Source organism: Nocardioides oceani (genome assembly GCF_030412965.1).
GTDB classification, from domain to species: Bacteria; Actinomycetota; Actinomycetes; order Propionibacteriales; family Nocardioidaceae; genus Nocardioides; species Nocardioides oceani.
The window spans coordinates 1-22,531 of the sequence record NZ_JAUHJQ010000011.1; the positions used below are offsets into that span (position 1 = coordinate 1).

Annotated in this window: 24 protein-coding genes; 13 read left to right on the forward strand and 11 right to left on the reverse strand. The window is 71.0% G+C overall.

Features of this window, described 5'->3' with window-relative positions; genetic code table 11:
* Positions 1-115: 115 nt before the first annotated feature.
* Positions 116-199 (reverse strand): hypothetical protein, encoded by an 84-nt coding sequence (locus tag QWY28_RS19580; protein ID WP_300954482.1) that lies wholly within the window; start codon positions 197-199, stop codon positions 116-118.
* A gap of 197 nt (positions 200-396) precedes the next feature.
* Between QWY28_RS19580 and QWY28_RS19585 the strand changes: the two genes are divergently transcribed.
* The gene (locus tag QWY28_RS19585) at positions 397-1,395 is read left to right on the forward strand and encodes an IS481 family transposase (RefSeq protein WP_300954355.1); all 999 of its coding nucleotides are present in this window, start codon (positions 397-399) and stop codon (positions 1,393-1,395) included.
* On the opposite strand, the gene QWY28_RS19590 is transcribed toward QWY28_RS19585, so the two are convergent.
* A complete protein-coding gene (locus QWY28_RS19590) occupies positions 1,291-1,656 on the reverse strand; it encodes an MMPL family transporter (RefSeq protein ID WP_300954356.1) in 366 nt (121 codons plus the stop codon). The two genes, QWY28_RS19585 and QWY28_RS19590, sit on opposite strands and share 105 nt — an antisense overlap.
* A gap of 80 nt (positions 1,657-1,736) precedes the next feature.
* A complete protein-coding gene (locus tag QWY28_RS19595; protein ID WP_300954357.1) occupies positions 1,737-3,167 on the reverse strand; it encodes an MMPL family transporter in 1,431 nt (476 codons plus the stop codon).
* Between the two features lie 148 nt (positions 3,168-3,315).
* On the opposite strand from QWY28_RS19595, the gene QWY28_RS19600 reads away from it, so the two are divergent.
* Genes QWY28_RS19600 through QWY28_RS19620 form a run of 5 tightly spaced genes read left to right on the forward strand, consistent with a single transcriptional unit; the run spans position 3,316 to position 6,836 of the window.
* A complete protein-coding gene (locus QWY28_RS19600) occupies positions 3,316-3,702 on the forward strand; it encodes an ArsR/SmtB family transcription factor (RefSeq protein ID WP_300954359.1) in 387 nt (128 codons plus the stop codon).
* A complete protein-coding gene (locus QWY28_RS19605; protein WP_300954361.1) occupies positions 3,699-5,669 on the forward strand; it encodes a heavy metal translocating P-type ATPase in 1,971 nt (656 codons plus the stop codon). The genes QWY28_RS19600 and QWY28_RS19605 overlap by 4 nt, the downstream gene beginning before the upstream one ends.
* Positions 5,666-6,211: a signal peptidase II gene (lspA, locus tag QWY28_RS19610; RefSeq protein ID WP_300954362.1), complete on the forward strand. Its 546-nt coding sequence runs from the start codon at positions 5,666-5,668 to the stop codon at positions 6,209-6,211. Before QWY28_RS19605 ends, lspA begins: the two co-directional genes overlap by 4 nt.
* Positions 6,208-6,432 carry a hypothetical protein gene (locus tag QWY28_RS19615; protein ID WP_300954363.1) on the forward strand — a complete coding sequence of 75 codons (225 nt, stop codon included), beginning with the start codon at positions 6,208-6,210 and terminating at the stop codon, positions 6,430-6,432. The genes lspA and QWY28_RS19615 overlap by 4 nt, the downstream gene beginning before the upstream one ends.
* The gene (locus QWY28_RS19620; protein WP_300954364.1) at positions 6,429-6,836 is read left to right on the forward strand and encodes a cation efflux transmembrane domain-containing protein; all 408 of its coding nucleotides are present in this window, start codon (positions 6,429-6,431) and stop codon (positions 6,834-6,836) included. The genes QWY28_RS19615 and QWY28_RS19620 overlap by 4 nt, the downstream gene beginning before the upstream one ends.
* Before the next feature lie 595 nt (positions 6,837-7,431).
* Here QWY28_RS19620 and QWY28_RS19625 read toward each other — a convergent pair.
* From QWY28_RS19625 to QWY28_RS19650, 6 genes are all read right to left on the reverse strand, one after another.
* A complete protein-coding gene (locus QWY28_RS19625) occupies positions 7,432-8,178 on the reverse strand; it encodes a DNA-processing protein DprA (RefSeq protein WP_300954365.1) in 747 nt (248 codons plus the stop codon).
* On the reverse strand, positions 8,073-8,462 hold the full coding sequence (locus QWY28_RS19630; protein WP_300954485.1) for a hypothetical protein: 390 nt from the start codon (positions 8,460-8,462) through the stop codon (positions 8,073-8,075). The genes QWY28_RS19625 and QWY28_RS19630 overlap by 106 nt, the downstream gene beginning before the upstream one ends.
* Positions 8,459-8,614 (reverse strand): hypothetical protein, encoded by a 156-nt coding sequence (locus QWY28_RS19635; RefSeq protein ID WP_211730933.1) that lies wholly within the window; start codon positions 8,612-8,614, stop codon positions 8,459-8,461. Before QWY28_RS19635 ends, QWY28_RS19630 begins: the two co-directional genes overlap by 4 nt.
* A gap of 14 nt (positions 8,615-8,628) precedes the next feature.
* Complete coding sequence (locus tag QWY28_RS19640) at positions 8,629-9,657, reverse strand: DUF4192 domain-containing protein (protein WP_300954369.1); 1,029 nt, start codon at positions 9,655-9,657, stop codon at positions 8,629-8,631.
* Positions 9,658-9,671: 14 nt separating this feature from the next.
* Positions 9,672-10,061, reverse strand: a complete 390-nt coding sequence (locus QWY28_RS19645) for a single-stranded DNA-binding protein (protein WP_300954370.1) — start codon at positions 10,059-10,061, stop codon at positions 9,672-9,674.
* A 228-nt stretch (positions 10,062-10,289) separates the two neighbouring features.
* Positions 10,290-10,745 (reverse strand): hypothetical protein, encoded by a 456-nt coding sequence (locus QWY28_RS19650; protein ID WP_300954372.1) that lies wholly within the window; start codon positions 10,743-10,745, stop codon positions 10,290-10,292.
* Between the two features lie 311 nt (positions 10,746-11,056).
* On the opposite strand from QWY28_RS19650, the gene QWY28_RS19655 reads away from it, so the two are divergent.
* The 6 genes from QWY28_RS19655 to QWY28_RS19680 all read left to right on the forward strand — a co-directional run bounded on the left by QWY28_RS19655 (position 11,057) and on the right by QWY28_RS19680 (position 15,233).
* The gene (locus QWY28_RS19655) at positions 11,057-12,643 is read left to right on the forward strand and encodes a ParB/RepB/Spo0J family partition protein (RefSeq protein ID WP_300954373.1); all 1,587 of its coding nucleotides are present in this window, start codon (positions 11,057-11,059) and stop codon (positions 12,641-12,643) included.
* Positions 12,644-12,760: 117 nt separating this feature from the next.
* Positions 12,761-13,765: a DUF932 domain-containing protein gene (locus QWY28_RS19660; protein WP_300954374.1), complete on the forward strand. Its 1,005-nt coding sequence runs from the start codon at positions 12,761-12,763 to the stop codon at positions 13,763-13,765.
* A gap of 76 nt (positions 13,766-13,841) precedes the next feature.
* Positions 13,842-14,303, forward strand: coding sequence for a hypothetical protein (locus QWY28_RS19665; protein WP_300954375.1), 462 nt, complete (start codon positions 13,842-13,844; stop codon positions 14,301-14,303).
* Positions 14,303-14,608 (forward strand): hypothetical protein, encoded by a 306-nt coding sequence (locus QWY28_RS19670; protein WP_300954376.1) that lies wholly within the window; start codon positions 14,303-14,305, stop codon positions 14,606-14,608. The genes QWY28_RS19665 and QWY28_RS19670 overlap by 1 nt, the downstream gene beginning before the upstream one ends.
* A complete protein-coding gene (locus QWY28_RS19675; protein ID WP_300954377.1) occupies positions 14,605-14,850 on the forward strand; it encodes a hypothetical protein in 246 nt (81 codons plus the stop codon). The genes QWY28_RS19670 and QWY28_RS19675 overlap by 4 nt, the downstream gene beginning before the upstream one ends.
* Positions 14,847-15,233, forward strand: coding sequence for a hypothetical protein (locus QWY28_RS19680; protein WP_300954378.1), 387 nt, complete (start codon positions 14,847-14,849; stop codon positions 15,231-15,233). The genes QWY28_RS19675 and QWY28_RS19680 overlap by 4 nt, the downstream gene beginning before the upstream one ends.
* A gap of 37 nt (positions 15,234-15,270) precedes the next feature.
* Here the strand turns inward: QWY28_RS19680 and QWY28_RS19685 are convergent, their stop codons facing one another.
* Together QWY28_RS19685 and QWY28_RS19690 are read right to left on the reverse strand one after the other, a co-directional pair.
* Positions 15,271-15,798 carry a hypothetical protein gene (locus QWY28_RS19685; protein WP_300954379.1) on the reverse strand — a complete coding sequence of 176 codons (528 nt, stop codon included), beginning with the start codon at positions 15,796-15,798 and terminating at the stop codon, positions 15,271-15,273.
* The gene (locus tag QWY28_RS19690; protein WP_300954380.1) at positions 15,776-16,165 is read right to left on the reverse strand and encodes a hypothetical protein; all 390 of its coding nucleotides are present in this window, start codon (positions 16,163-16,165) and stop codon (positions 15,776-15,778) included. The genes QWY28_RS19685 and QWY28_RS19690 overlap by 23 nt, the downstream gene beginning before the upstream one ends.
* A 313-nt stretch (positions 16,166-16,478) precedes the next feature.
* Between QWY28_RS19690 and mobF the strand changes: the two genes are divergently transcribed.
* A complete protein-coding gene (mobF, locus tag QWY28_RS19695; protein ID WP_300954382.1) occupies positions 16,479-22,406 on the forward strand; it encodes a MobF family relaxase in 5,928 nt (1,975 codons plus the stop codon).
* The last annotated feature ends 125 nt before the right edge of the window (positions 22,407-22,531 follow it).

The window sequence follows — 22,531 nt, forward strand, 5'->3', positions numbered from 1 at the left end:
TGTTGGTCTCTTCGACGATCCGGACAGCTCCCTCACGGAACTCCCGGTCGTACTTCTTCCGCTTCTCTGGCATCTCGATCCTCATTGTCGATGCCTCTACGGTCCGGGGGGAACCTCATTTGGCTACCGCTTCGGTGGTGCTGGCGCCGTTGCGATGAGCCTCGGTAATACGGGACAGCAGGAAGACCTCGTAGTCCATCGACAAGCCGAATGCGACGCAGAAGACAAGGACCGGCAAGGTGGTTTCCAGGGTGCCGGTGGGTGTGAAGCCACCGACTAGCTGTGATGTCCAGGGAGGTTGTTCAACCCGGCATCGGTGAGCCTGGCTGACAGACGAAGGCCTCCGGTTGTGAAGTGGAGCTGTCTAGTTCACCGCTTCACTGACCGGAGGCCCTCGTGTCCCACGCTAACGCTGCCCTGACCCCGCGCACCCGTCTGCGTCTCGCCCGACTCATCGTCGATGGCGGGTGGACCTATGCCGCCGCGGCCAAGATGTTCATGGTCGCCCCGCGCACCGCGAAGAAGTGGGCCGACCGCTACCGCGCTGAAGGCGTCGCGGGCATGACCGACCGCAGCTCACGGCCCCACACCAGCCCGACCAAAACCAGTCCGCGGCTGGTCCGGCAGATCGTGCGGCTGCGGTGGCGCCACCGCCTCGGCCCGGTTCAGATCGCCGGCCGACTCGGACTGTCGGCCTCGACCGTGCATACCGTGCTGGTGCGTTGCCGGGTCAACCGGCTCTCCCATATCGACCGGGTCGCCGGCGAACCGCTGCGCCGTTACGAGCATCCACACCCGGGGTCGCTGATCCACGTCGACGTCACCAAGTTCGGCAACATCCCCGATGGCGGCGGCCACAGATTCCTCACCCGCCAGCAAGGCCGTGCCAACGGCATCGCGACCGCGCTGCGCACTGGCGAACGCGGAAAGCACTCGCGCCCTGTGATCGGCACCGCGTTCGTGCACACCGTCATTGACGACCACTCACGCTTGGCCTACGCCGAGATCTGCACCGACGAGAAAGCCAGCACTGCCATCGGCGTGCTGCAACGCGCCGTTGCCTGGTTCACCGACCACGGCGTCACCGTCGAACGGGTGCTCTCCGACAACGGCAGCTGCTACCGCAGCTACGCCTGGCGCGACGCCTGTGCCGAACTCGGCATCAAGCCGAAACACACCAGGCCCTACCGACCCCAGACCAACGGCAAGATCGAACGATTCCACCGCACCCTGGCCGACGGCTGGGCCTACGCCCGCTTCTACGACTCCACCCAGCAACGCGACAACGCCCTACCCGGGTGGCTCCACTTCTACAATCACCACCGCGCCCACTCCGCCATCGGAGGCCGGCCACCGATCACCCGGCTGACCAACGTCCCCGGACACCACAACTAGCCAGCGCAGGTGTCCTTCCTGGAACACGTAGACCAGGGCGCCGAACGTGGCGCTGAGGCTGAGCAGGTTGGTCACGATCGCCTTCAATGGGATGAGCACCGACCCGGTGAACAGAAACAGCAGGAGGAAGGTCGACAGCGCGATCACGGCGAGTGCCCACGGCAACCGGTCCGCGATCGTGTCGGTGGCATCGAGGAGGGTGGCTGCGGAGCCGCCGACCAGCACGTCCCTTGGAGCCGGCTGGTCGCGGATGTCGGTCACGACATCGCGTGCGTCGACGGGGTCAGCCGCGGAGGGGGTGACGGCTAGCCATGTTCCGGCGGGCGCGGTGTAGCGGGCACTCAGTTTGCGGCCTCCTGGCCGGTTGGCGCGGTCGATTGGCCGTCGGCGTACTGGCCGGTCGCGGTCTCGACACTCGCCACTCCGGGCAGGGCCGAGAGTCGTGCGGCGTACTCGTCCAGCTCGTCCAGCCCTGCGCCGGCGTCGCGTTCCGATGGGAGTACCACTGTGATCGGGTCGTCGGCCGCGGCCGGGAAGTCGCGGGCCAGTTGTTCGGCGGCTTGGGCGACGGGGTGCTCTGCGGGCAGGGTGCGGTGGTCCAGCAGTCCGAACCGCACGCCGGTGAACGGCAGGAGCAGCAGGATGAGTACGGCGCTGACCGAGACGAGGATCAGGACGGGGCGGCGCATGACGAGGGCGGCGATCTGGTGCCAGGTCTGCCGCTCCTCTCCGACGCCGGCGCGGCGTCCGGTGATCCGCCGGCGGATCGGGGCGAACAGGTCGGCCCGATCGAGCCGGTGTCCGACCAGGGCGAGCAGCGCGGGGACGACGACCACCGCGGTCACCGCGGCGAGCGCGGTGACCGCGATCCCGGCGTACCCCAGTGACCGCAGGAATGGCATCGGGAACAGCAGGAGCGCCGACAGGGAGAGTGCCACCGTGACTGCGGAGAACACGACGGTTCGTCCGGCAGTCCGCACGGCGATCAGCACCGAGGACTCGACCGAGCGCCCGGCGCGGCGTTCCTCACGGAACCGGGTGACCAGGAACAGGCTGTAGTCCACCGCCAGTCCGAACCCCAGAGCGGTCGTGAGGTTGAGGGCGTAGCTCGACATGGTGGTGGCGTCGGCGATCAGCCCGAGCACTGCCAGCGTCCCGACTACCGCTCCGGCACCCACGAGGAGGGGGAGGCCGGCTGCGATCGACGAGCCGAAGACGAGCAGCAGCACGAGCAGGGTGATGGGCAAGGTCACCATCTCCGCGGAGACCAGGTCGCTCTCCGCCTGCTCGTCCACCGCCAGTCCCACCGCAGCGGGACCGGTAGGGCTCACGTGCAGGTCGCTCGACGCCTCCTCGAGGTTGGCGATGATCGTTCCCGCAGTCTCCTGCGCCGCGTGTTCGCCACCAGTCAGTTGTAAGGCGATCAGAGCTGACCGCCCGTCGGCTGCGCGCAGGGATGGGTCCGGGGTGGTCCAGTAGGACTGCATGCCGGCGACTCCGGGCATTTCGCTCAGCTGCTCGCTGAGTGCGCGTCCCGACTGCGTTGCGTCAGGAGACTCGACGGTGCCGGAGCTCGTCTCGACGATGAGGACCAGGTTTGGCGGGCCGCCGGGAAAGTGGCGGGTCAGCACCTCGGCTGCCTGTTGCGACTCTGCCGAGGGATCCAGGTAGGCGCCGGAGACGAGCTTGTCGCCTGCATCCCGCCCGGCCAGCCCAGCAAGGACCATGAGCAGCAACGCCGTCAGCAGTACCCAGCCGCGGCGACGGAGCAAGAGACCGACGAACCCCCCCAGGCTCCGCATCGTGCTCTCGCGTCCCGCTCCCCCTACGAACCGCTGTCTCTGCCATGGCGAACCCCTTAGGCGCTACCCGCTAACAGCGGCGTTGGACGATCCACGAATGGGACGCTATCATCGGCGCATGTCGATGACAACGGCCAATGACGACCCGGCTCTGCGGCGAGGAGCGTCTCTGTTCCACGGCCTGGCCGATCGCAACCGGCTGGCGATCGTCCGTCAGCTGTCCGCGGGCGAGCGCCGGGTCGTGGACCTGACCGAAGCTCTCGGGCTGGCCCAAGGCACGGTGTCCGGGCACCTGGCCTGCCTGCGCGACTGCGGCCTGATCGTCGGTCGGCCTGAGGGGCGACAGATGTTCTACTCCATCGCCCACCCGGAACTGATGGAGCTGCTCGCGGCGGCCGAGCAGATCCTGGCACTGACCGGCGACGCAGTCGTGCTCTGCCCAAACTTCGGCGCCGAAACCCTCACCGACACCACCCCTACGACGACTGAGGAAGTAGCACCGTGACGGACGCCTGCGGCTGCGGCCACGACGAGCCCCGCAACGACGACGGCGAGCTCGAGGAACACGAGCCTGAACGACTCTGGCAGGTCAGCGAGCTGAGGTTCGCCGCCCTGGCCGGAGTTTTCCTCCTCGCCGGATTCATTGCCGACCGATCCGGCGCCTCCGACTCTATGGTGGTCGGGCTGAATGCGATTGCCCTGGCGCTCGGCGCCTGGACCTTCGTCCCGAACACGTTGAGGCGACTGGCCAAGGGCAAGATCGGCGTCGGCACCCTGATGACGATCGCCGCCGTGGGCGCGGTCATCCTCGGCGAGGTCGCCGAGGCAGCGATGCTGGCCTTCCTCTACTCCATCAGCGAGGGCCTGGAGGAGTACGCCGTCGCCCGCACCCGCCGGGGGCTGCGCGCCCTGCTGTCCCTGGTCCCGGCGGAGGCCACCATCCTCCGCGCCGGTGCCCAGGTCTCCGTCTCCCCGGCCGACCTCGTGATCGGCGACCTGCTCCTGGTCCGCCCGGGTGAGCGCGTCGCCACCGACGGCGTCGTCCGTAACGGCCGCACGGCCCTGGACGTCTCCGCCCTCACCGGCGAGTCCGTGCCCGTCGAGGCCGGCGTCGGCGACACGGTCTACGCCGGTTCGATCAACGGCAGCGGAGTCCTTGAGGTCGAGGTCACCACCACCGCCGAGGACAACTCCCTGGCTCGGATCGTCACCATCGTGGAGGCTGAGCAGTCCCGCAAGGGCAACGCCCAGCGCCTCGCCGACCGGATCGCCAAGCCGCTGGTGCCCGGGATCATGGTTCTCGCCGCCGTGATTGCGATCATCGGTAGCGTCCTTGGCGACCCGTCCACGTGGATCGAGCGCGCCCTGGTCGTCCTGGTCGCCGCCTCCCCGTGTGCGCTGGCGATCTCCGTGCCGGTCACCGTGGTCGCCGCCATCGGCGCCGCGAGCCGCATCGGCGCCCTGGTCAAGGGCGGTGCCGCTCTCGAGGCGCTCGGCCGGATCCGGACCGTCGCCCTGGACAAGACCGGCACCCTGACCCGTAACCAGCCGAGCGTGGTGGAGGTTGCTATCGCTCGGGGACAGACCCGCGAGCTGGTCCTCGACGTGGCGGCCGCGCTGGAGTCTCGCAGCGAGCATCCGCTGGCCCGCGCGATCCTCGCCGCCGTGCCCGAGCACCGCGATGCCGACGACGTCGAGGCGGTTACTGGTGCCGGCCTGATCGGAACGGTCGGCGGCCGGCCCGCCCGGCTGGGGCGGCCTGGCTGGATCCCCGCTGGAGACCTCGCCGAGCCGGTCACAGCCATGCAGGAGGCCGGCGCGACTGCGGTGCTGGTGGAGTACGACGGAGTCGTGATCGGTGCCGTCGCCGTCCGCGACGACCTCCGTGCCGAGGCGGCCGAGGTGGTCGCCCGCCTCCAGGCCGGCGGTTACGAGGTCGCCATGCTCACCGGCGACAATGAGCGGACGGCAACTGCCCTGGCCGCGCAGGCCGGGATCAGCGACGTGCACGCCGAACTCCGCCCCGAGGACAAGTCCGCCATCATCGCGCGCCTCCGCGAGAGCCGGGCGACCGCGATGGTCGGGGACGGGGTCAACGACGCCCCGGCCCTCGCCATCGCCGACGTCGGGATCGCGATGGGAGCGATGGGCAGCGACGTGGCGATCGAGACCGCCGACGTCGCGTTGATGGGTGAGGACCTGCGCCACCTACCGCACAGCCTGACCCACGCCCGCCGGGCACGGTCGATCATGCTGCAGAACGTCGGCCTCTCCCTCGGCCTGATCGCGGTCCTGATCCCGCTCGCTGCCTTCGGTGTTCTCGGGCTTGCAGCGGTGGTCCTGGTCCACGAGATCGCAGAGATCTTCGTCATTGGCAACGGCGTCCGCGCCGGCCGCGCCCGGCCGCTACCGCCCGCGCCGACCGCCCAGCCGACGGCGGCACCAGTGCCGGCGGAAGCCGCTGCGAGGTGACCGCCGGTTCGTGCGAGGCCCCGACGCAAGCGGGAGCCGGTCGCGTCGCGGTCCTGCTGGCGGCCGCGACAGTGGCCGCGGTGGACCTGGCCGCCAAGGCCGTCTCCGAGGTTCGGCTTGCCGACTCGTCGGTTGATATCGGCCTGATCGAACTGCGGCTGGCGTACAACCCGGGCGTGGCGTTCAGCATGGGCGACAAGTTGCCTGCCGGGGTGATCGTGGCCATTACCGCGACGATCTCTGTTGCGTTCGCTATCTACGCGTGGTATCGAGCCCCTCGAGCCGGGTGGATTGAGCGGATCGCCGGAGGCGCAGTGATCGGTGGCGCGGTTGCCAATGTGGTCGACCGCGCGGGCGACGGAGTGGTCACCGACTACCTGCACACCGGGTGGTGGCCCACCTTCAACCTCGCCGACACCTTTCTGGTCACCGGATGCATCGTGATCGCGCTGCTGCACGCCCGCCCCGAACGCACTGTCGACCACGGTGGAGCACCGTTGAAGGACAGTCCGCCGTCCCCGGTGAGCAAGGAGAACTCGTGAGCACCGACACTGCCGCACTAACCCGGAGAGGTCTGCGACTGGCGTGGCTGATCGTGGTCTGGGATCTCATCGAAGGCGCAGTCGCAGTCACTGCCGGGCTGGCCGCCGGCTCTATCGCGTTGGTCGGCTTCGGGATCGACTCGGGCATTGAAGTCTTTGCCGCTTCCGTCGTCATCTGGCAGCTGCGCGGCGGCTCTCAGCCCGTCAGAGCCCGGCGTTGAAGGCCATCGCCGCCACCTTTTTCATCCTCGCGGCGTATGTGACCTTCGAGGCGTTACGGGACCTGATCACCGCCGACAAGGCCGGGGAATCTCTGATCGGAATCATCCTCAACGTAGTTGCCCTGACAGTAATGGTGCCCGTCGCCTTCGCGCAGGGGCGGACCGGCCGCGATCTGGGCAATCCCGTGCTGGTCGCCCAGTCCAAGGAGACCTGGCTCTCCAACTACCTCTCCATCACGGTGCTGGCCGGCCTGGCCCTCAACAGCACAGTCGGCTGGTGGTGGGCGGATCCCATCGCAGCGCTCGCCATCGCAACCGTGGCCCTGCGTGAAGGCACCGAGGCCTGGGCGGAGGCTTCCGAAGCACGGGAGCGCACACGGTCGGGCGACGACCTTCCTGCCTGACCGCTCACATTCCTTGAAGACAGCCCGGAACGACACTCCGCGTGCACGGCCTGCTCCCTCCTGAGAACTGCCCATCACTCGTTGCGGCTTGCGAACGCAACGGCGGGCTGGCCTGGCGAGACCTGGCGCAACGTCGTCGGCCTCAGCGGCGGCACACACCCGGTGTAGAGGTTGTCTGCAACCGTACGAGAGCCTGGCCGGGCGTCGGCGTCGAGCGGGCACACCGGCCTGTAGCCCGGCGCGGGAACACGATTCATGAGCAGCGGCTTAGCCGCCCTTGTCGCTGTCGTGTGCGCCCACCGTCTCCGCGCCAAGCCGCGCAGGTGGAACCTGAAACTTGCACGGACCAGGTCTGCCGCTTCCTGTAGACCTGGTGGCTGCCCGGGACGTCGCGGTATCGCGGCGTCCCGAGGAGCGCGTCCACGTAGCGGCGGAGCCGCAGTTCGCTTGTCACGAGCAACTGGTCAGTTCGCCCCGTTGAGCAGCTCCGGCGGGTCGGTCAGACTCATTATCGGTGTTGCCTCCTTGTCAGTTCAGCAGCGTAGGTGCTCACATCGGTGACATCGGGTTATCCACAGGGCCGCGCGGACAGGCCTCACCGTCGAGGAGCGCCGGCAGACGCGACCGGGCCGGGGACGTGGCCCTGCGGCGAGCGCACCGGTCCCGGGACGAAGGACTCGTCGAGCTGCATCCCGACCGCCGCTGCTAAGTAGGCGTGGGTGGTGAGGTCGGTGATGACCTCCTGCGCGCTAGTGACCAGGCTGGCCTGGCCCAGTCGGACCAGCTGGTTCACGCCGGCCGAGGCGGAGCTGGTGACGGGACCTGGCACTCCCATGACGGGCCGGTGCAGGGCATCGGTCCACTGCGCGGTGGTGAGGGCGCCGCTGCGGAAGGCTCCCTCGACGACCACCGTGCCCTCGGCGAGGCCGGCGACGATCCGGTTCCTCGCGAGGAACCGGGCGCGGGTGGGTGCGGTGCCGGGTGGCGCTTCGGCGACCACGAGGGGGCGATCGGCAATCGCCTCGAGCAGCTGCGCGTGCGCGGCCGGGTAGGGCCGGTCCGCCCCGCACGGCATCACGGCGATCGTCGGGCCGCCCGCGAGAAGGACGCCTCGGTGGGCGGCCTGGTCGACGCCGTAGGCGAGTCCGCTGACGACGGTGTGGCCCATGGCCACGAGGTCCCGGCTCAGCTCGGTGGCCTGATGCGTTCCATTGTCCGTCGCGGCGCGCGACCCCACTACGGCCACGGCGTTGGCTGCGAGCTGGCTGAGGTCAGCCGCTCCCCTGACCCACAGCCCGACGGGTTCGCCGCCGCACTCGTACAGTGCGCCGGCGGCACGCAAGCCCGCGAGCTGGTCGGGCCACGCGGTATCGCCGGGGATGACGAACCGGATGCCGCGGCCGCCGGCCTGCTCGAGGACCTGCCGGGATCGACGTGGGCGAGCTCGTGGCCGATGGTGAAACCCCAGTGGTTCTCCACCTCGGCGGCGGCCTCGAGGTAGTCGAGGACCTTGCCGGCACCGAGCTCGCTGACCAGGCCGGTGACGCGCAGGTCGCCGGGCTCGATGACGCTGCTCAGCTTGACGCGAGCCAGCCGGTCGTCGACGTCGGCCTGCGGAGTGCTCATTCCGGGCCTCCCCACAGCAGGTCGAGGTCGGGTTCGTGGATGACGTCGAGGCGCTTGTCGGCCGCGTAGGCCGCGGGCTCGGGTACGACCAAGCGCCGCAGCTGACGCTCGGTGGTGCTGTGCTGCACCGTGGTGTCGTCGTCGTGGTTCATCGCGGTGGTCCTCCTCAGCGGCCCGGGGCCGGACGGTCGGTGACGGGCTGCGCGCCCGGGATGCCGCGCTGCTGCCCGGGCGGCTTGGGAACGAAGGACTCGTCCAGCTCGGCGGCGAGCCCACGCATCTTGGCCTGGTACCGCTCCCACTCGCGCGGGGGGATGCCGTTCTGCAGCGCCGAGGCGACGATGGCGGCCATGGAGTAGGGCCGGTCGGCGGGCACCTGGTCGAGGGCACACCAGGCCTTGGCCCCGTCACCGTGCAGCCAACTCGCGAAGCCGAGCATGGAGGCCGGCGCCGCGCGGACCTCGTCCGGCGCGCGGCGGGTGAGGTCGGTCCACACGGCCATGTGGGAGGTGCGGTTCTCGCGGCTCATGTCCTCCCAGAGCGCGTCGCGAGTGCTGATCGTCTCCAGGGCCACCAGCATCCGTGCGCCGTCGACGTCGGAGAGCCGGTTGCCGTCGGCGTGGAACTGCTCGAGCCGGTCCAGTGCCCAGTCCCGCTCGAGGGCGGGAGTGCTGGCCTCGGCCGCCGACCGGGCCGCGGGGAGCAGCTGGGCGATCGGCTCCCGGTCACCGACCATGGAGGCGGCCAGCGAGGCTCGGCTGGCCGCCGGCTGGGCGGCGCCGGTCAGGACGGTGGCGGCCGCGATCCGCTCGGCGGTCGCTTGGGTCTGCAGTCCGGTCTGGCCGGTGTTGAACTCACGCCACCGCTCGCCGTCGGCCCACAGCCGGATGTGAGTGGTGATGCCCACGGTCTCGAGGCGGTTGGACAGATGCTGGCTGACCAGCTCGGCGCTGCGCCGGTCCTCGGTGAAGCAGAGGATCGCCAGCCGGGCTCCGGGGCGGGCGTGGCGGCCATACGGGCCGCTGAGGGCGTCCCATACTTCCTCACGGTCTGCGGCCGTCTTCGGCAGGTCGACGCGGGTGATGGGCAGCCCGGGCCTGAAGGGCACGAGCACGATCGACTCCTCCGGCTTGAAGCCGAGGACGTGCGGCACCGCGGCCAGCAGCTCGTCCGGGGACTGTACGACGAGATCCATCGGAGCGAACCTCCTCAGCTGGCCTGGCCCGCGTGGGGGGCGCGGTCGATGCGCGCGGAGACGTACTTGAGCGAGATGCCGACCTCGCCGAAGCGGTTGTCGACGACCACGACGTCCTTAGTGCGCTTCTCGCCGGTCTCCTTGTCAGCCCAAGCTTCGGTGCGCTCGAGGCCGTGGAAGAAGATCGGGTCGCCGGATCCGAAACTGTCGTGCACGTGAGTGGCGGCCAAGCCGAAGATCTTGACGTTGTGGGCGGTGGGCTCGTCGTTGACCCACTCCCCCTGGTCGTTCTGGGTCCGGCGGTTGACCAGGACCCGGCAGCTGACGAACGGCTCGTTCTCGCGGGTGTAAAGCAGCTCTGGCGCCTCGGCCAGGTTGCCGGCGAAGGTGACGGTGGTCGACATGACTTCCTCCTAGGTGACGGCGAGGACGTTGAGTCCCGCGGTCACCTAGGTCCCGTCGGGGTCCGGCAGCGATCACATCTGCCGAACTAGTTGCTCGAGCTCGCGTGCAGCCGGTCATCCCCACAGCGCACAGAAGCGCCCCGACCGGCTCTCGGGCACCGGATCGGGGCGCTGGGAAGGACGCTAGACGCAGCCACCGACACAACACGGTGCCGGCGGCCAGCTGGCCTACCGTGCCGGCCGGCGCCGCGGCGGGCGGTTGCTGAGCTTCTGCGGTGGCGGGGGCAGGTCTCGGCCCAGTCGCCGGCGGGCCTCCTCGGCCGCGGCGATGACTGCCTCCTGGGCGAACGCAGAGCGGGCGAGCATCCGGCCGAGCTCCTGGCGATCGGCCACGAGTGCGTCTTCGACCGCCTCGATGGTCGAGGCGGGCAGGTCGTGCTTCTTGTTGAAGCTCTTGCGGGTCACGCTGACCAGGGCGGGATGGTTCTCGCCGGCGGACGCGATCTCGGCCCGCTTCTGCGGTGAGCGCTTGGCGTGCACCTCGAGCGCCTGGGCGAGCCACCCGACGAACGAGCCGGGTGAGTCGGCGTCGGTGTCCAGGTCGGCGATGTAGGCCGATCGGGCGAGGTCCCACACGCCGGGCTTCCAGTAGATCCCGACCGGGATCGTGGTCTGGCTCGTCACCGGATCACTCCCCTGTCCTCGGCCGCCGGCGTCGAGCTGCAGCGGCTAACACCAACGCCGCTGCATTCCGGTCGGGGCCCTGGGCAGCCGTTCCCACCCTCGCTCGATTTCCTTCGGTTCCAGCCAGCTACGAGGTGCAGCTGCGCCGCGCCGCCGCAGCGGAGTCCGCGCCCGCCGAGGCCGGGGTTATCCCCACCCTCACCGGGTGCCCACCTTTCCACAGGTGCGCCCTGTGGCCCGGTAGGCGTCGGCCCCCACTGGGAGACTTAGCCCTGTCAGTTCTTTCTATTCTACTCATGGAGGACAGCAGCATGCCCGACACCATCCAGACCCGCGCCGACACCGCCGCCGACGAGGCCACCGAGGTCGTCCAGGCCGAGGAGCTCCTGTACCTCGACCCCGCCGACATCATCATCGGCACCAACGTCCGGACCGACCTGCGCGCCGACCACAAGGAGTTCCGCAAGTCGATCAAGGAGCGCGGCGTGCTGGAGGCCGTCACGGTCTACCGCAACGAGGACGGCCAGTACGTCCTGCTGCGCGGCCAGCGCCGCACCGTGACCGCCGCCGAGGTCGGCACCCCGACCGGGCTGATCCCGGCCCGCGTTGTACCCCAGCCCGCAGACGCCGACCGGATCGGTGACCAGATGGTGGAGAACATCCACCGCGCCGGGATGCGCGAGGCCGAGATCGTCGCGGGCGTGGAGCAGCTGGCCCTGCTCGGCGTGAGCGCCGCGCAGATCGCCAAGCGCACCAGCATCGACCGCCCGACCGTGAACGCCGCCCTGGCGGTCACCAAGGCAGACCAGAGCCGCAACCGGCTCGACTCCGGCGATCTGACCTTGGAGGAGGCCGCGATCTTCGCCGAGTTCGAGCACGACCCCGAGGCCGTCGAGCGCCTGGAGAACGCCAAGCGGTGGCGGCGCTCGGTCGCCCACGAGGCGCAGCGGCTGCGCGACGAGGCCGCAGAGCGCGAGGCCGACGCCGCCGAGGTCGAGCGGCTGCGCGCCGAGGGTCTGCCGGTGCTGAGCGCCGAGGAGGTGGCGGAGGCCGACGAGCTGCTGCGCATCGAGCGGCTGGTCACCGAGGACGGTGAGCCGCTGCCCGAGGAGGAGTGGCCCAACGTCCCGGGCGCTCGCGTCCAGGTCGTCAAGGAGTGGGTCTACCCCGAGGACGAGTACGACGAGGAGCACGAGGACGACAGCGACGAAGAGGACGAGGACGACGAGCCCGCCGAGCCCTACCAGCAGTACGTGCCGGTGTGGGTCGTCACCGACCTCGACGCGTCCGGCCTGCGTCGTCGCGGCGTTTCCGGCAGCACCAGCGCCGACAGCAGCGACGAGAGCGAGAGCGAGGAGCAGGCCGAGGCCCGCCGCGAGGAGCGCCACCGCGTGATCGCCAACAACAAGGCCTGGGCGAGCGCGGAGACGGTGCGCCGCGAGTGGCTGGCCACGTTCGTCGCCCGCAAGACCGCCCCGAAGAGTGCCGAGGCCCTGATCTGCGAGGCCGTCGTCACCGGACACCACTCGCTGAGCAAGGCCATGGACCACCGGCACCCAATGCTGTTCACGCTGCTGGGCGTCGACCGTCCCACCGGCTACTACGGCGCGGGGCACGACGAGTGCCACAAGATCGCCACCAAGGCGAGCACGCCGAAGGCCGCGACCATGACCACGCTCACCGCCGTCATCGCCGCGTGGGAGGCCACGACCGGCAAGCACTCGTGGCGCAACCCGACCGCGTGGGACGCGCGCGTGCTCGGCGCGCTCGTGGAGTGGGGCTACCAGCCCAGCGAGGTCGAGCGGATCCTGCTCGGCGAGGAACCGCAGACGAGCACCGGCAGCCACGAGCCGGAGGACGAGGCCAGCGACGACGAGGCCAGCGACAGCGCCGCCTGACCGGCTCCCCACTCCCCCACTTGAGGGCGGTTCTTCCTGTGGAGAACCGCCCTCAGTGGAATAGAAACCATAGAATGAACTCAGTTCGATTGATCCGCTACCGGGAGGACCCCCGACATGTCACACGAGATCGAGACCCACGGCTCGCAGGCCGCAGCCGTCTTCGCCCGCAAGGACGCCTGGCACCGCCTGGGCACCACCGTCCGCGACCGCGCGTTCACCGCCGAGGAGGCCATGACGCTCGGCCACCTGGGCGGCTGGGACGTCCGCAAGTTGCCCCTCACCACCGCCGAGGTCAGCGAGGGCGGCGTCACCGCGATCGAGGTCCCCGGCTTCGCCACGGTGCGCACCAACCCGTTCACCGGCGAGCCCGAGGCGCTCGGCGTCGTCGGCGGCGGCTACACGCCGCTGCAGAACGAGGACCACGCCGAGTTCCTGAACCTGCTGGCCGACGAGTCAGGCGCGATCTTCGACACCGCCGGGTCGCTGCGCGGCGGTCGGCAGGTGTTCATCACGATGCAGCTGCCCGACTCGCTCACCGTCGGCGGCACCGACCGCGTCGACCTGAACATCGCCGCGCTCAACAGCCACGACGGGTCCAGCGCGTTCCGCATCCTCGTGACCCCGGTCCGCGTCGTGTGCGCGAACACCCAGAGCGCGGCCATGCGCAACCACGAGTCGTCGTTCTCGATCCGACACACCCGCAACGCCAAGGCCGCCGTGCAGGCCGCCCGCGACGCGCTCGGGCTGACGTTCACCTACGTCGACGCCTTCCAGGTCGAGGCCGAGCGGCTGATCCAGCAAACCATGACCGACGCCGCGTTCGACGCCCTGATCGACGCCACGTTCGGCAAGGCCGAGGCAGGTGCGACCAAGCGCGTCCGCGAGACCGAGCGCCGTCGCCGCTCCCGGCTGCACTGGCTCTTCGCCGACGCCGAGACGCAGGCCGGCATCCGCGACACCGCGTGGGCCGGCTACCAGGCCGTGGCCGAGTACGTCGACCACTACGCCCCGGTCCGCACCAAGGGCGACGAGCAGACCGCCCGCGCCACGCGCGTGCTCACCAGCGACGACCCCGACCGGATCAAGCGCCGCGCCTGGACCGCGCTCGCCCCGGCCTGACCGTCACGCCAGGTCCTCCGGTGGCGGGCTGAGACCCCGAGTCCGGCCCGCCACCGGCCCAACCGAAGGAGGAGCCATGACCGACACCACCACTCACACCGACCTCGCCACCGAGCAGGTCCGCGCCTGGGACCTCCGGCCGACCGACACCCTGGTCGACCCCGACACCGGCATCGCATTCCCCATCACCACCGTGAGGGTGGATGAGCCCGGCCGCGCCGGACGCGAAGTCCACATCGCAGCCCCGGTCCTCGGCCCCCGCACCCTGCCGCTCAACCAGTTCGTCACCATCGCGAAGCGAGACTCCACCCCGACTGGCACCGCCGCCGACATCGCCGCCAGCGAGGCCAAGGACCGGCACACCCTCAACGAGACGGCCTGCGACCTAATCGTCATCGAGCACCGGCTGCGCGACGTGCGCCGGTGGACCCCCGAGAGCGCCCGCGACCACTTGGACGCGGCCCTGTCCAGCGTCGCCACGGCGCTGGACGCCCTGCACGCCGAGTACGCCACCCGCACCACCGAACAGGAGCAGTGATGACCGAGCAGACCCAGCCGGACCCGACCGGCACCGTGATCAGCGAGCGCGACCAGCGCCGCATCCTCGCCGCCATGATGAAGATGCCGTACGCCGCCAGCAGCCGCGTCCCGAAGCCGTGGACCGCGATGGGCGAGACGGTCACCGCCGATGCCGTCGTGGCGTTCCTCGTCGGCCTCGCCGAGGTCCTGACCGAGGTCTCGGCCGAGAACGACCAGCACCGGCGCCGCCTGTTCTCCCTCGAGGCCGACGTGGAGGCGTTCCGCCGCCTGATCGGCACCGCACCCGCCGAGGTGACCCCGTGAGCGCGCACATCGAGTGGCTGGCCGTCCACGAGACCAGCCTCCAGGTCTTCACTCCCGGCGAGGACTGGGTGGGAGCCGGTGAGCACCGCCAGCCGGTCCTGACGCTCGCCGGTGACGACGTGGTGGCGATCCAGGGCACGCCTGCCGAGTTGCGGGCGCTGGCTGCCCGCATCAGCGTCGTCGTCGCGGCCGCGTCCACAAGGCTCGACCGCTCGACCGCACGGGAGGACCAGCCAGCTTGAGCGACGACGCCACGCTCCGCGCCCTGGAGGCCCGCGCCACCCCGAGCCCGTGGACACCTCACGGCGACAAGATCCGCGCCACCGCCGCCGACGCCCTGATCCCGGACAACATCCTCGTCGCCTACGCCGGTGCTCACTGGCAGCGGCTCGGGATCAGGAAGTACCCACGCGGGGGCGACGTTCCCGAGCACGCGCCCGACGTGGAGTTCATGGCCGCCGCCCGCACTGCGCTGCCCGACCGCCTCGACCGCATCCGCGCTCTTCACGCCAAGTGGGGCGACCATCGCCCGAGGATGCTGACGGCTACCTCGACCTGTGGGAGATGCTCGGCCGGCTCCTCGACGGCGAGCCCGCCTGACCCGCAGCCGGAACGCCGCCCGTAGCGCTGTCCGCTGCGGGGCCTTCTGCATCGGCCCAACCTCACCAGAGCGTCAGCTGCTCGCCCAGCAGCTCCTGGAGCCGCGCGAGGTCGTCGGCCACCAGTTGTGGGTCCGCACGCACCAGGTCGCGCAGTTCCCGCGCCCGCCGACGTGGCCCGCGCGGATCGGCCACTGGGCTGTAGGGCAGCCGCCGCTGCACCGACCACTCGCGCCGATTCTGCGCCGCGCTCGACACCACGACATGATCAGGTGCGATCCGCTGACATAGCGGGTTGTGACACCGATGCCCGAGCAGCCGCGCCTCCGCGAGCACGTCCACGCCGTGCATGACCGCGTACGCGAACCGGTGGGCGATGATCACCCGCCCCGGCGCGTACCAGAACCGGCCATGCCCGCCGCCGTCCGTGCGCTCACGATCGGACCGGCCGGCAACCGCTCCGGTCCACCACAGGCACTCACTGCCCGGCACCGTGGCAACCTTCGCCCGGTACCGCGCGAGCACGGCCGGATCGGCAATCGCTGCCGCGACCGCCGCGAGGCCGGCGTCATCCAGCCGACGAACCGGCACCCGCTCCCCCGCTCTCGGCAGCCGCCAGCGCGGACGTGCCGTCGCCGCCCTGCTCGCGGCCGCCGTCGGCCTGGGGCTCGCTGGCGAGCCGCCGCAGCCGCGTGGCCTCGCGCACCGTCACCGTCTCGCCGCACCACTCGACGGCCTCGCTCAGGGACAGGCCCTCGCGCTCGGTCAGCTCCCGCAGCGCCTCACCGGCGCGCTTCTCGGTCTCGGCCACAGCCGCGTCGCGCTCACCGATGGCGACCATGACCTGCTCGGCCAGGTCGATCACCCGGCGCTCTCGCGCCTCGCGCTCCTTGCGCCGCTTCTCGGCCATCTCCCGCGCCGTACGCCGCGCCTGCTGCTTGATCGTCTGCTGACTCATCCGGTCCTCACTCGCGTCGACATGGACTCTGACAGTCACCTACGACATGTCCCGGTCCCCGAGCGATCACCAAACCCCAGAAACCTTCGAAATCCACTCCCCCACCGACACAGCCGAACCCGTCCAGCCAGCCCGATCCAAACCCGACGCCCCAGCCGTCACCGACACCCCTCAGCGTCTCCCCGATTTCTCGCGACCGACCAAGTGCCACACACCTCTTGCATTCTCGGTCTGCCGAATAGAAAGAACACACCAGAAATCCGGCCGAAAGTGATCGCCTGCCGCGCGCGCACGCACGTAGGTGACCGTGACGATGAGCCTCCACAAGCTGACGGCGGGGTCGGGGTACGACTACCTGACCCGTCAGGTCGCAGCGATGGACGCCACCGACAAGGGCCACACCGGGCTGGCGAGCTACTACACCGAGAAGGGCGAGACCCCCGGGGTGTGGCTCGGATCGGGCATGGAGGGCATCGAGGGACTCGATGCCGGCGACATCGTCACCGCCGACCACATGCAGAGCCTGTTCGGCTCCGGACACCACCCGCTGGCCACCCAGCGGACCAAGGAGCTGGACCTGCGCATCGGCCGCGACGAGGCCGGCCGCCCGACCGAGGCCGACTACAAGACCGCGGTCCGCCTCGGCACCCCGTACAAGGTCTACGACAACGACATCAGCCCGTTCCGGGTCGAGGTCGCCAAGCGCATCGCGGCCCTCAACGAGGCCGCCGGCCTGCCCCGTGACTGGCCGGTCCCCGCGGCCGACCGGGCCAAGATCCGCACCGAGGTGGCGGCAGAGTTCTTCCGTGCCGAGCACGGCCGCGAGCCGGCCGACGCCCGCGAGCTCGCCGCGACGATCGCCAAGCACTCCCGCCCGAAGACCAACGCGGTGGCCGGCTACGACCTGACCTTCTCCCCGGTCAAGAGCGTCTCGGTGCTGTGGGCGATCTCCGACCCGAAGACCGCCGCGGTGATCGAGCGGGCCTACCAGGCGGCGATCAAGGACGCCCTGGACTTCATCGAGTCCAAGGCACTGTTCACCCGCCAGGGCACCAACGGCGTGCGCCAGGTCGACGTCCGCGGCCTGGTCGCCACGGCGTTCACCCACCGCGACTCCCGCGCCGGCGACCCCGACCTGCACACCCACGTGGCCGTGGCGAACAAGGTCCAGACGCTCGACGGCAAGTGGCTGGCGATCGACGGCCGGCCGCTGCACAAGGCGGTGGTCTCGGCCTCGGAGACCTACAACACCGCGCTCGAGCGGCACTTGGTCGACGCCCTCGGCGTCCGGTTTGAGGAGCGCCCGAACGAGGACGCCCGCAAGCGGCCGGTGCGTGAGATCGTCGGCGTCGGCCCCGAGCTCAACCGCCGCTTCTCCAAGCGCCGGCTCGACGTCGAGGACCGTCGCAAGGTCCTCGCGGCCGCGTTCCAGGCCACCCACGGCCGTCCGCCGACTCCGGTGGAGACGATCCAGCTGTCCCAGCAGGCGACGCTGGAGACCCGCGAGGCCAAGCACGAGCCGCGCTCGCTGGCCGAGCAGCGCGAGGCGTGGCACCGCGAGGCGGTCGAGGTGCTGGGCACCCCGCAGCGGGTCATGCAGATGGTCCACGGGGCCCTCAACCCGAAGGGCGCGGCCCGCTCGCTGGCCGACTCAGCCTGGTTCGCCAAGACCACCGACCGCATCGTGGCGACGATGGAGGGCACCCGGTCCACGTGGCAGTACTGGCACGTCTACGCCGAGGCCCAGCGTCAGGTCCGGGCCGCCAATGTGCCCACCAACCAGGTCTCCCAGGTCGTCGACCTGCTGGTCAGCGAGGTCCTCGACGACCACTCGGTGAGCATGGCCCGCCCCTGGGACACCATCAGCGAACCGGCCGAGCTGCGCCGCGTCGACGGCTCCTCGGTCTACACCCAGGCCGGCGCCGACCTGTTCACCTCGAGCAAGGTGCTGGCCGCCGAGCAGCGCCTGGTCGACGCCGCCGGCCGCCACGACGGGTACGCCGTCGAGGAGTCCTCGGTCGAGCTGGCGCTGCTGGAGTCGACCGCCAACGGCATCACCCTCAACGCCGGACAGGCCACCCTGGTCCGGGAGATGGCCACCTCCGGCGCCCGGCTCCAGCTGGCGATCGCGCCTGCCGGGTCGGGCAAGACCACCGCAATGCGAGCCTTGGCCAGCGCCTGGGCTGATGGCGGCGGCACCATCATCGGCCTCGCGCCGTCAGCCGCGGCCGCGGACGCCCTCCGCACATCAATGGGCTCCCAGATCGACACCCAAACCGACACCCTTGCCAAGCTCACGCACTCCCTCGAGCAGGCCCGGCAGACCGGTGCCGCGATGCCGGACTGGGTCGCCGGCATCGACTCCTCCACCCTCGTCGTGATCGACGAGGCCGGCATGGCCGACACCCTCTCCCTGGACGCAGCGGTCTCCTACATCCTCGAGCGCGGCGGCAGCGTCCGGCTGATCGGCGACGACCAGCAGCTCTCCGCGATCGGCGCTGGCGGAGTGCTCCGCGACATCCGCGCCACCCACGGCGCGCTGCAGCTCACCGAGCTCGTCCGGTTCAAGGACCCCGCCGAGGGCTCCGCCTCGCTCGCGCTGCGCGAGGGCAAGGCCGAGGCGCTCGGCTTCTACCTCGACCGCGACCGCGTCCACGTCGGCGACCTGGCCACCATGACCGAGGACGTCTTCGCCGCCTGGCAGGCCGACCGCGCAGCCGGTCTCGACTCGATCATGCTCGCCCCCACCCGCGACCTGGTCAGCGAGCTGAACCAGCAGGCCCGCGCCCACCGCCTCGAAGAGATGGCGGCCGCCGACCCAACTCACGCTGCGGCCAGTGGCCCGGTCCGCCGGCTCGCCGACGGCAACGAGGCCTCGATCGGCGAGCTGATCATCACCCGCGAGAACGACCGCCGGTTGCGCACCTCAGCCACCGACTGGGTGAAGAACGGCGACCGCTGGACCGTCCTGGAGATCCACGACGGCGGCGACCTGACCGTCCAGCACACCCAGCACGGCCGCACCGTGCGCCTGCCCGCCGAGTACGTCGCCCGCTCCACCGAGCTCGGCTACGCGTGCACCGTTCACACCGCCCAGGGCGTCACCGCCGACACGATGCACGGCCTGGCCACCGGCGCCGAGTCGCGCCAGCAGCTCTACACGATGATGACCCGCGGCGCGCACGCCAACCACGTCTACCTCGAGGTCGTGGGCGATGGGGATCCGCACTCGGTGATCCACCCGACGCTGGTTCGGCCGCTCACCCCCACCGACATCCTCGCCTCGATGCTGGCCCGCGACGACGCCCAGCGGTCCGCGACCAGCCTGGTCCGCGAGCAGGCCGACCCGGCCGCCCGGCTGGGCGAGGCCTCCCAGCGCTACCTCGACAGCCTCTACGTCGCCGCCGAGGACCTGCTGCGCCACGAGACCATCACCGGCGCCGACGGCACCACGGTCAACCTGGTCGACGCGCTGGACACCGCCGTCGAGACACTGGCGCCCGGGTTGTCGGATGAGGCCGCCTGGCCCACCCTGCGCGCCCATCTGCTGCTGCTCGGCGCGGCCGGGGAGAACCCCGTCGAAGCGCTCCGCGCCGCCGCCGGTGACCGCGAGCTGGCCAGCGCAAACGACCGGGCCGCGGTCCTGGACTGGCGCCTCGACGCCTCCGGTCTGCGCAACTCGGGCGCCGGCCTGCTGCCCTGGATGCCCGCGATCCCGGCACGTCTGGCCGAGGACCCGCACTGGGGCGCCTACCTCACCCAGCGCGCGCACCTGGTCGAGCAGCTCACCGAGCAGGTCCACACCCGCGCAGCCGAGCAGGCTGGCAAGGGTGGGCTGCCGGTGTGGGCGCAGAACGGCATCCGCCCCGAGGCCGCCACGGTGGCCGACGTCGAGGTCTGGCGGGCAGCCATGCAGGTCCCCGTCGACGACCGTCGACCGACCGGCGCTCCGCAGCTCCAGAAGGCCTCCTCCACCTGGCAGCGGCGCCTCAACCGGGCCGTCACCGGAGACCACACGCCGGCGCTCAAGGAATGGCGTCAGCTGCTCTACACACTGGCCCCGCAGGTCCGCGACGACGAGTTCACCCCGCTGCTGGCCGAGCGTCTGGCCGCGATGTCGCGTGCCGGTGTCACGGCCCACGAGCTGCTGCGCGCCGCCTCCGCGCCCGATCACCCGGCCGGCCCGCTGCCCGACGAGCACGCCGCGGCAGCGCTGTGGTGGCGCATGGCCCGCCAGCTCACGCCGGCGGTCGCCGCGCAGATCGGCGACGGCTCCCACGGTGAGAGCGTCACCACCGACTGGGCGCCGCGGCTCGCGGACCTGTTCGGTCCCGAGCGGGCCGCGAGCATCCAGGCCAGCACCTGGTGGCCGGCGCTGGTCTCCAACGTCGACCACGGCCTGCAGCGCGGCTGGCAGCTCGAGGCCCTGCTGGGCGCCGGCCGAGCGATGCCCAGCGACGGCTGGGACGGCGTCGACGAGTGCCAGGCGCTGGTCTGGCGGACCTCGATCGCGATGGAGACCGCCCCCGACGAGCACGCGCACGAGGTCCACTTCGACGAGCCGCCCGCCGACCTGTGGGAGGGCGTCGAGCCCGACCCCGTGGCGCTCGTCGACCACCCCGACGACGCCCCGTGGCCACTGGCCGAGGACCTCGATCCGCCCGTCGACGTGGTCGACGAGCACCTGGTCGACGTGCTCGAGGAGGATCTGGTCGTCGACGTCGACGAGGACCAGTACGTCGAACCCGACCTCACGCTGGCCGCCTACCTCCGCGACCTCGGCGGCACCCGCCTGGAGCCCACCGACGCCGACATCCGGCTCATGTACCAGCGGGCCGACGAGTGGCACTCCTCCCCCGTGACGCGTGAGCGCATGGTCGAGATCAACGAGCTCACCCAGGCCTTCTTCGAGGCCCGGTTCACCGACTCCTGGGGCCGCGACTACCTCACCGGCCGGTTCGGTGTCGACCTCGCCGGCGCCGCACGGTTCCGCCCCGGTCAGGCGCCAGCCGGGTGGACCAACCTGGTTGACCACCTCCGCGGCCGCGGCGTCAGCGACACAGAGATGCTGGCCGCCGGCGTCGCCACCGAGGCCAGCACCGGCCGCCTCATCGACCGGTTCCGTGACCGCGTGATGTTCCCGATGATCCACCAGGGCGAGGTGCTCGGCTTCGTCGGCCGCCGCCGCCCCGACCTCACCGACACCGACAAGGCCGGACCGAAGTACCTCAACACCGCCGACACCCCGCTGTTCCACAAGGGTGCGCAACTGTTCGGCGTCGTCGACGAGCTGCTCGCCGAAGGTGCCGTCCCGGTGATCGTCGAGGGCCCGATGGACGCCGTCGCCGTCACGATCGCCAGCGCCGGCCTCTACCTCGGCGTGGCGCCGCTTGGCACGTCCCTGACCGACGAGCAGGCCGCCCAACTGGCCGCCGTTGGGCGTGACCCGATCGTGGCCACCGACGCTGACCTGGCCGGTCAGGTCGCGGCCGAGCGCGACTTCTGGATGCTCACCCCGCACGGCCTGGATCCCGGCTTCGCCCGGTTCCCCGACGGCCTGGACCCGGCCGACCTGCTGGCGCAGCGCGGTCCGGCCGCGCTCACCGCCGCGGTGGCCAGCGGGCAGCCCGCCTTCCGTGCCCTCGGCGACCAGCTCCTCACCGAGCGGCTCGACAACCTCGCACCCGAGCAGGCGCGGGTGGCGGCCATGCGGATCCTCTCGGCCCGTCCCAGCCGGGCCTGGGAGCCGGGCGTCAACCAGGTGCGGGCACGGCTGCAGCTGTCCCAGCTGCAGGCCCGCCGCGACCTGCGCGACGCGGTCAAGACGTGGGATGCCGACCCTCGGAAGGCGGCTCTGGCCGAGCTGCACAAGAGCAGCGACGTCCGCGCTCGTATGGCGGCAGCGGCCGACAAGACGCCCGCCGAGCGGTGGGCGCCGCTAGCCCGCGAACTCGACCCGCGCCTGCTCGAGCAGGGCGACTGGCCGGCCACCGCAGCGATGCTGCAGCAGGCCCACGAGCAGGGTCACGAGGTCGGTGCCGCCACCCGTGCGATCGTCACCGAGAAGCCGCTGGGTGACAGCCCCGCCCGCGATTTGCGCTACCGGATCGTCTCCCGTCTCGAGATCCCGATCGACACCGGCGACGGCACGCCGGCGCCGACCGCTTCGCAGGGAGCAGCGCGCGGTCGGCAGGACGTCAACCGTCCCCGGCCGCGGCGGAACGGCACGCCGCGCCGCTGACAGCGTCGGCCCTGAGCGGCCGTCCGCACTGGGCAACTCAGCCGCCGGTTCGGCCCGTTCTCTCGAGTCGCCTATCTCCGTCGGCCGTCGTCACTAGGGTGGTTCCACGTGTCGTGTGAATCGCC

Coding starts and splice junctions, on each gene's coding strand:
- QWY28_RS19645 (WP_300954370.1), bottom strand. CDS start 10,061: ATGTCGACCACCGTCACCTTCGCCGGCAACCTGGCCGAGGCGCCAGAG.
- QWY28_RS19665 (WP_300954375.1), top strand. CDS start 13,842: ATGACCGACACCACCACTCACACCGACCTCGCCACCGAGCAGGTCCGC.
- QWY28_RS19630 (WP_300954485.1), bottom strand. CDS start 8,462: ATGAGCACTCCGCAGGCCGACGTCGACGACCGGCTGGCTCGCGTCAAG.
- QWY28_RS19580 (WP_300954482.1), bottom strand. CDS start 199: ATGGACTACGAGGTCTTCCTGCTGTCCCGTATTACCGAGGCTCATCGC.
- QWY28_RS19670 (WP_300954376.1), top strand. CDS start 14,303: ATGACCGAGCAGACCCAGCCGGACCCGACCGGCACCGTGATCAGCGAG.
- QWY28_RS19660 (WP_300954374.1), top strand. CDS start 12,761: ATGTCACACGAGATCGAGACCCACGGCTCGCAGGCCGCAGCCGTCTTC.
- QWY28_RS19655 (WP_300954373.1), top strand. CDS start 11,057: ATGCCCGACACCATCCAGACCCGCGCCGACACCGCCGCCGACGAGGCC.
- QWY28_RS19600 (WP_300954359.1), top strand. CDS start 3,316: ATGTCGATGACAACGGCCAATGACGACCCGGCTCTGCGGCGAGGAGCG.
- QWY28_RS19690 (WP_300954380.1), bottom strand. CDS start 16,165: ATGAGTCAGCAGACGATCAAGCAGCAGGCGCGGCGTACGGCGCGGGAG.
- mobF (WP_300954382.1), top strand. CDS start 16,479: ATGAGCCTCCACAAGCTGACGGCGGGGTCGGGGTACGACTACCTGACC.
- QWY28_RS19640 (WP_300954369.1), bottom strand. CDS start 9,657: ATGGATCTCGTCGTACAGTCCCCGGACGAGCTGCTGGCCGCGGTGCCG.
- QWY28_RS19635 (WP_211730933.1), bottom strand. CDS start 8,614: ATGAACCACGACGACGACACCACGGTGCAGCACAGCACCACCGAGCGT.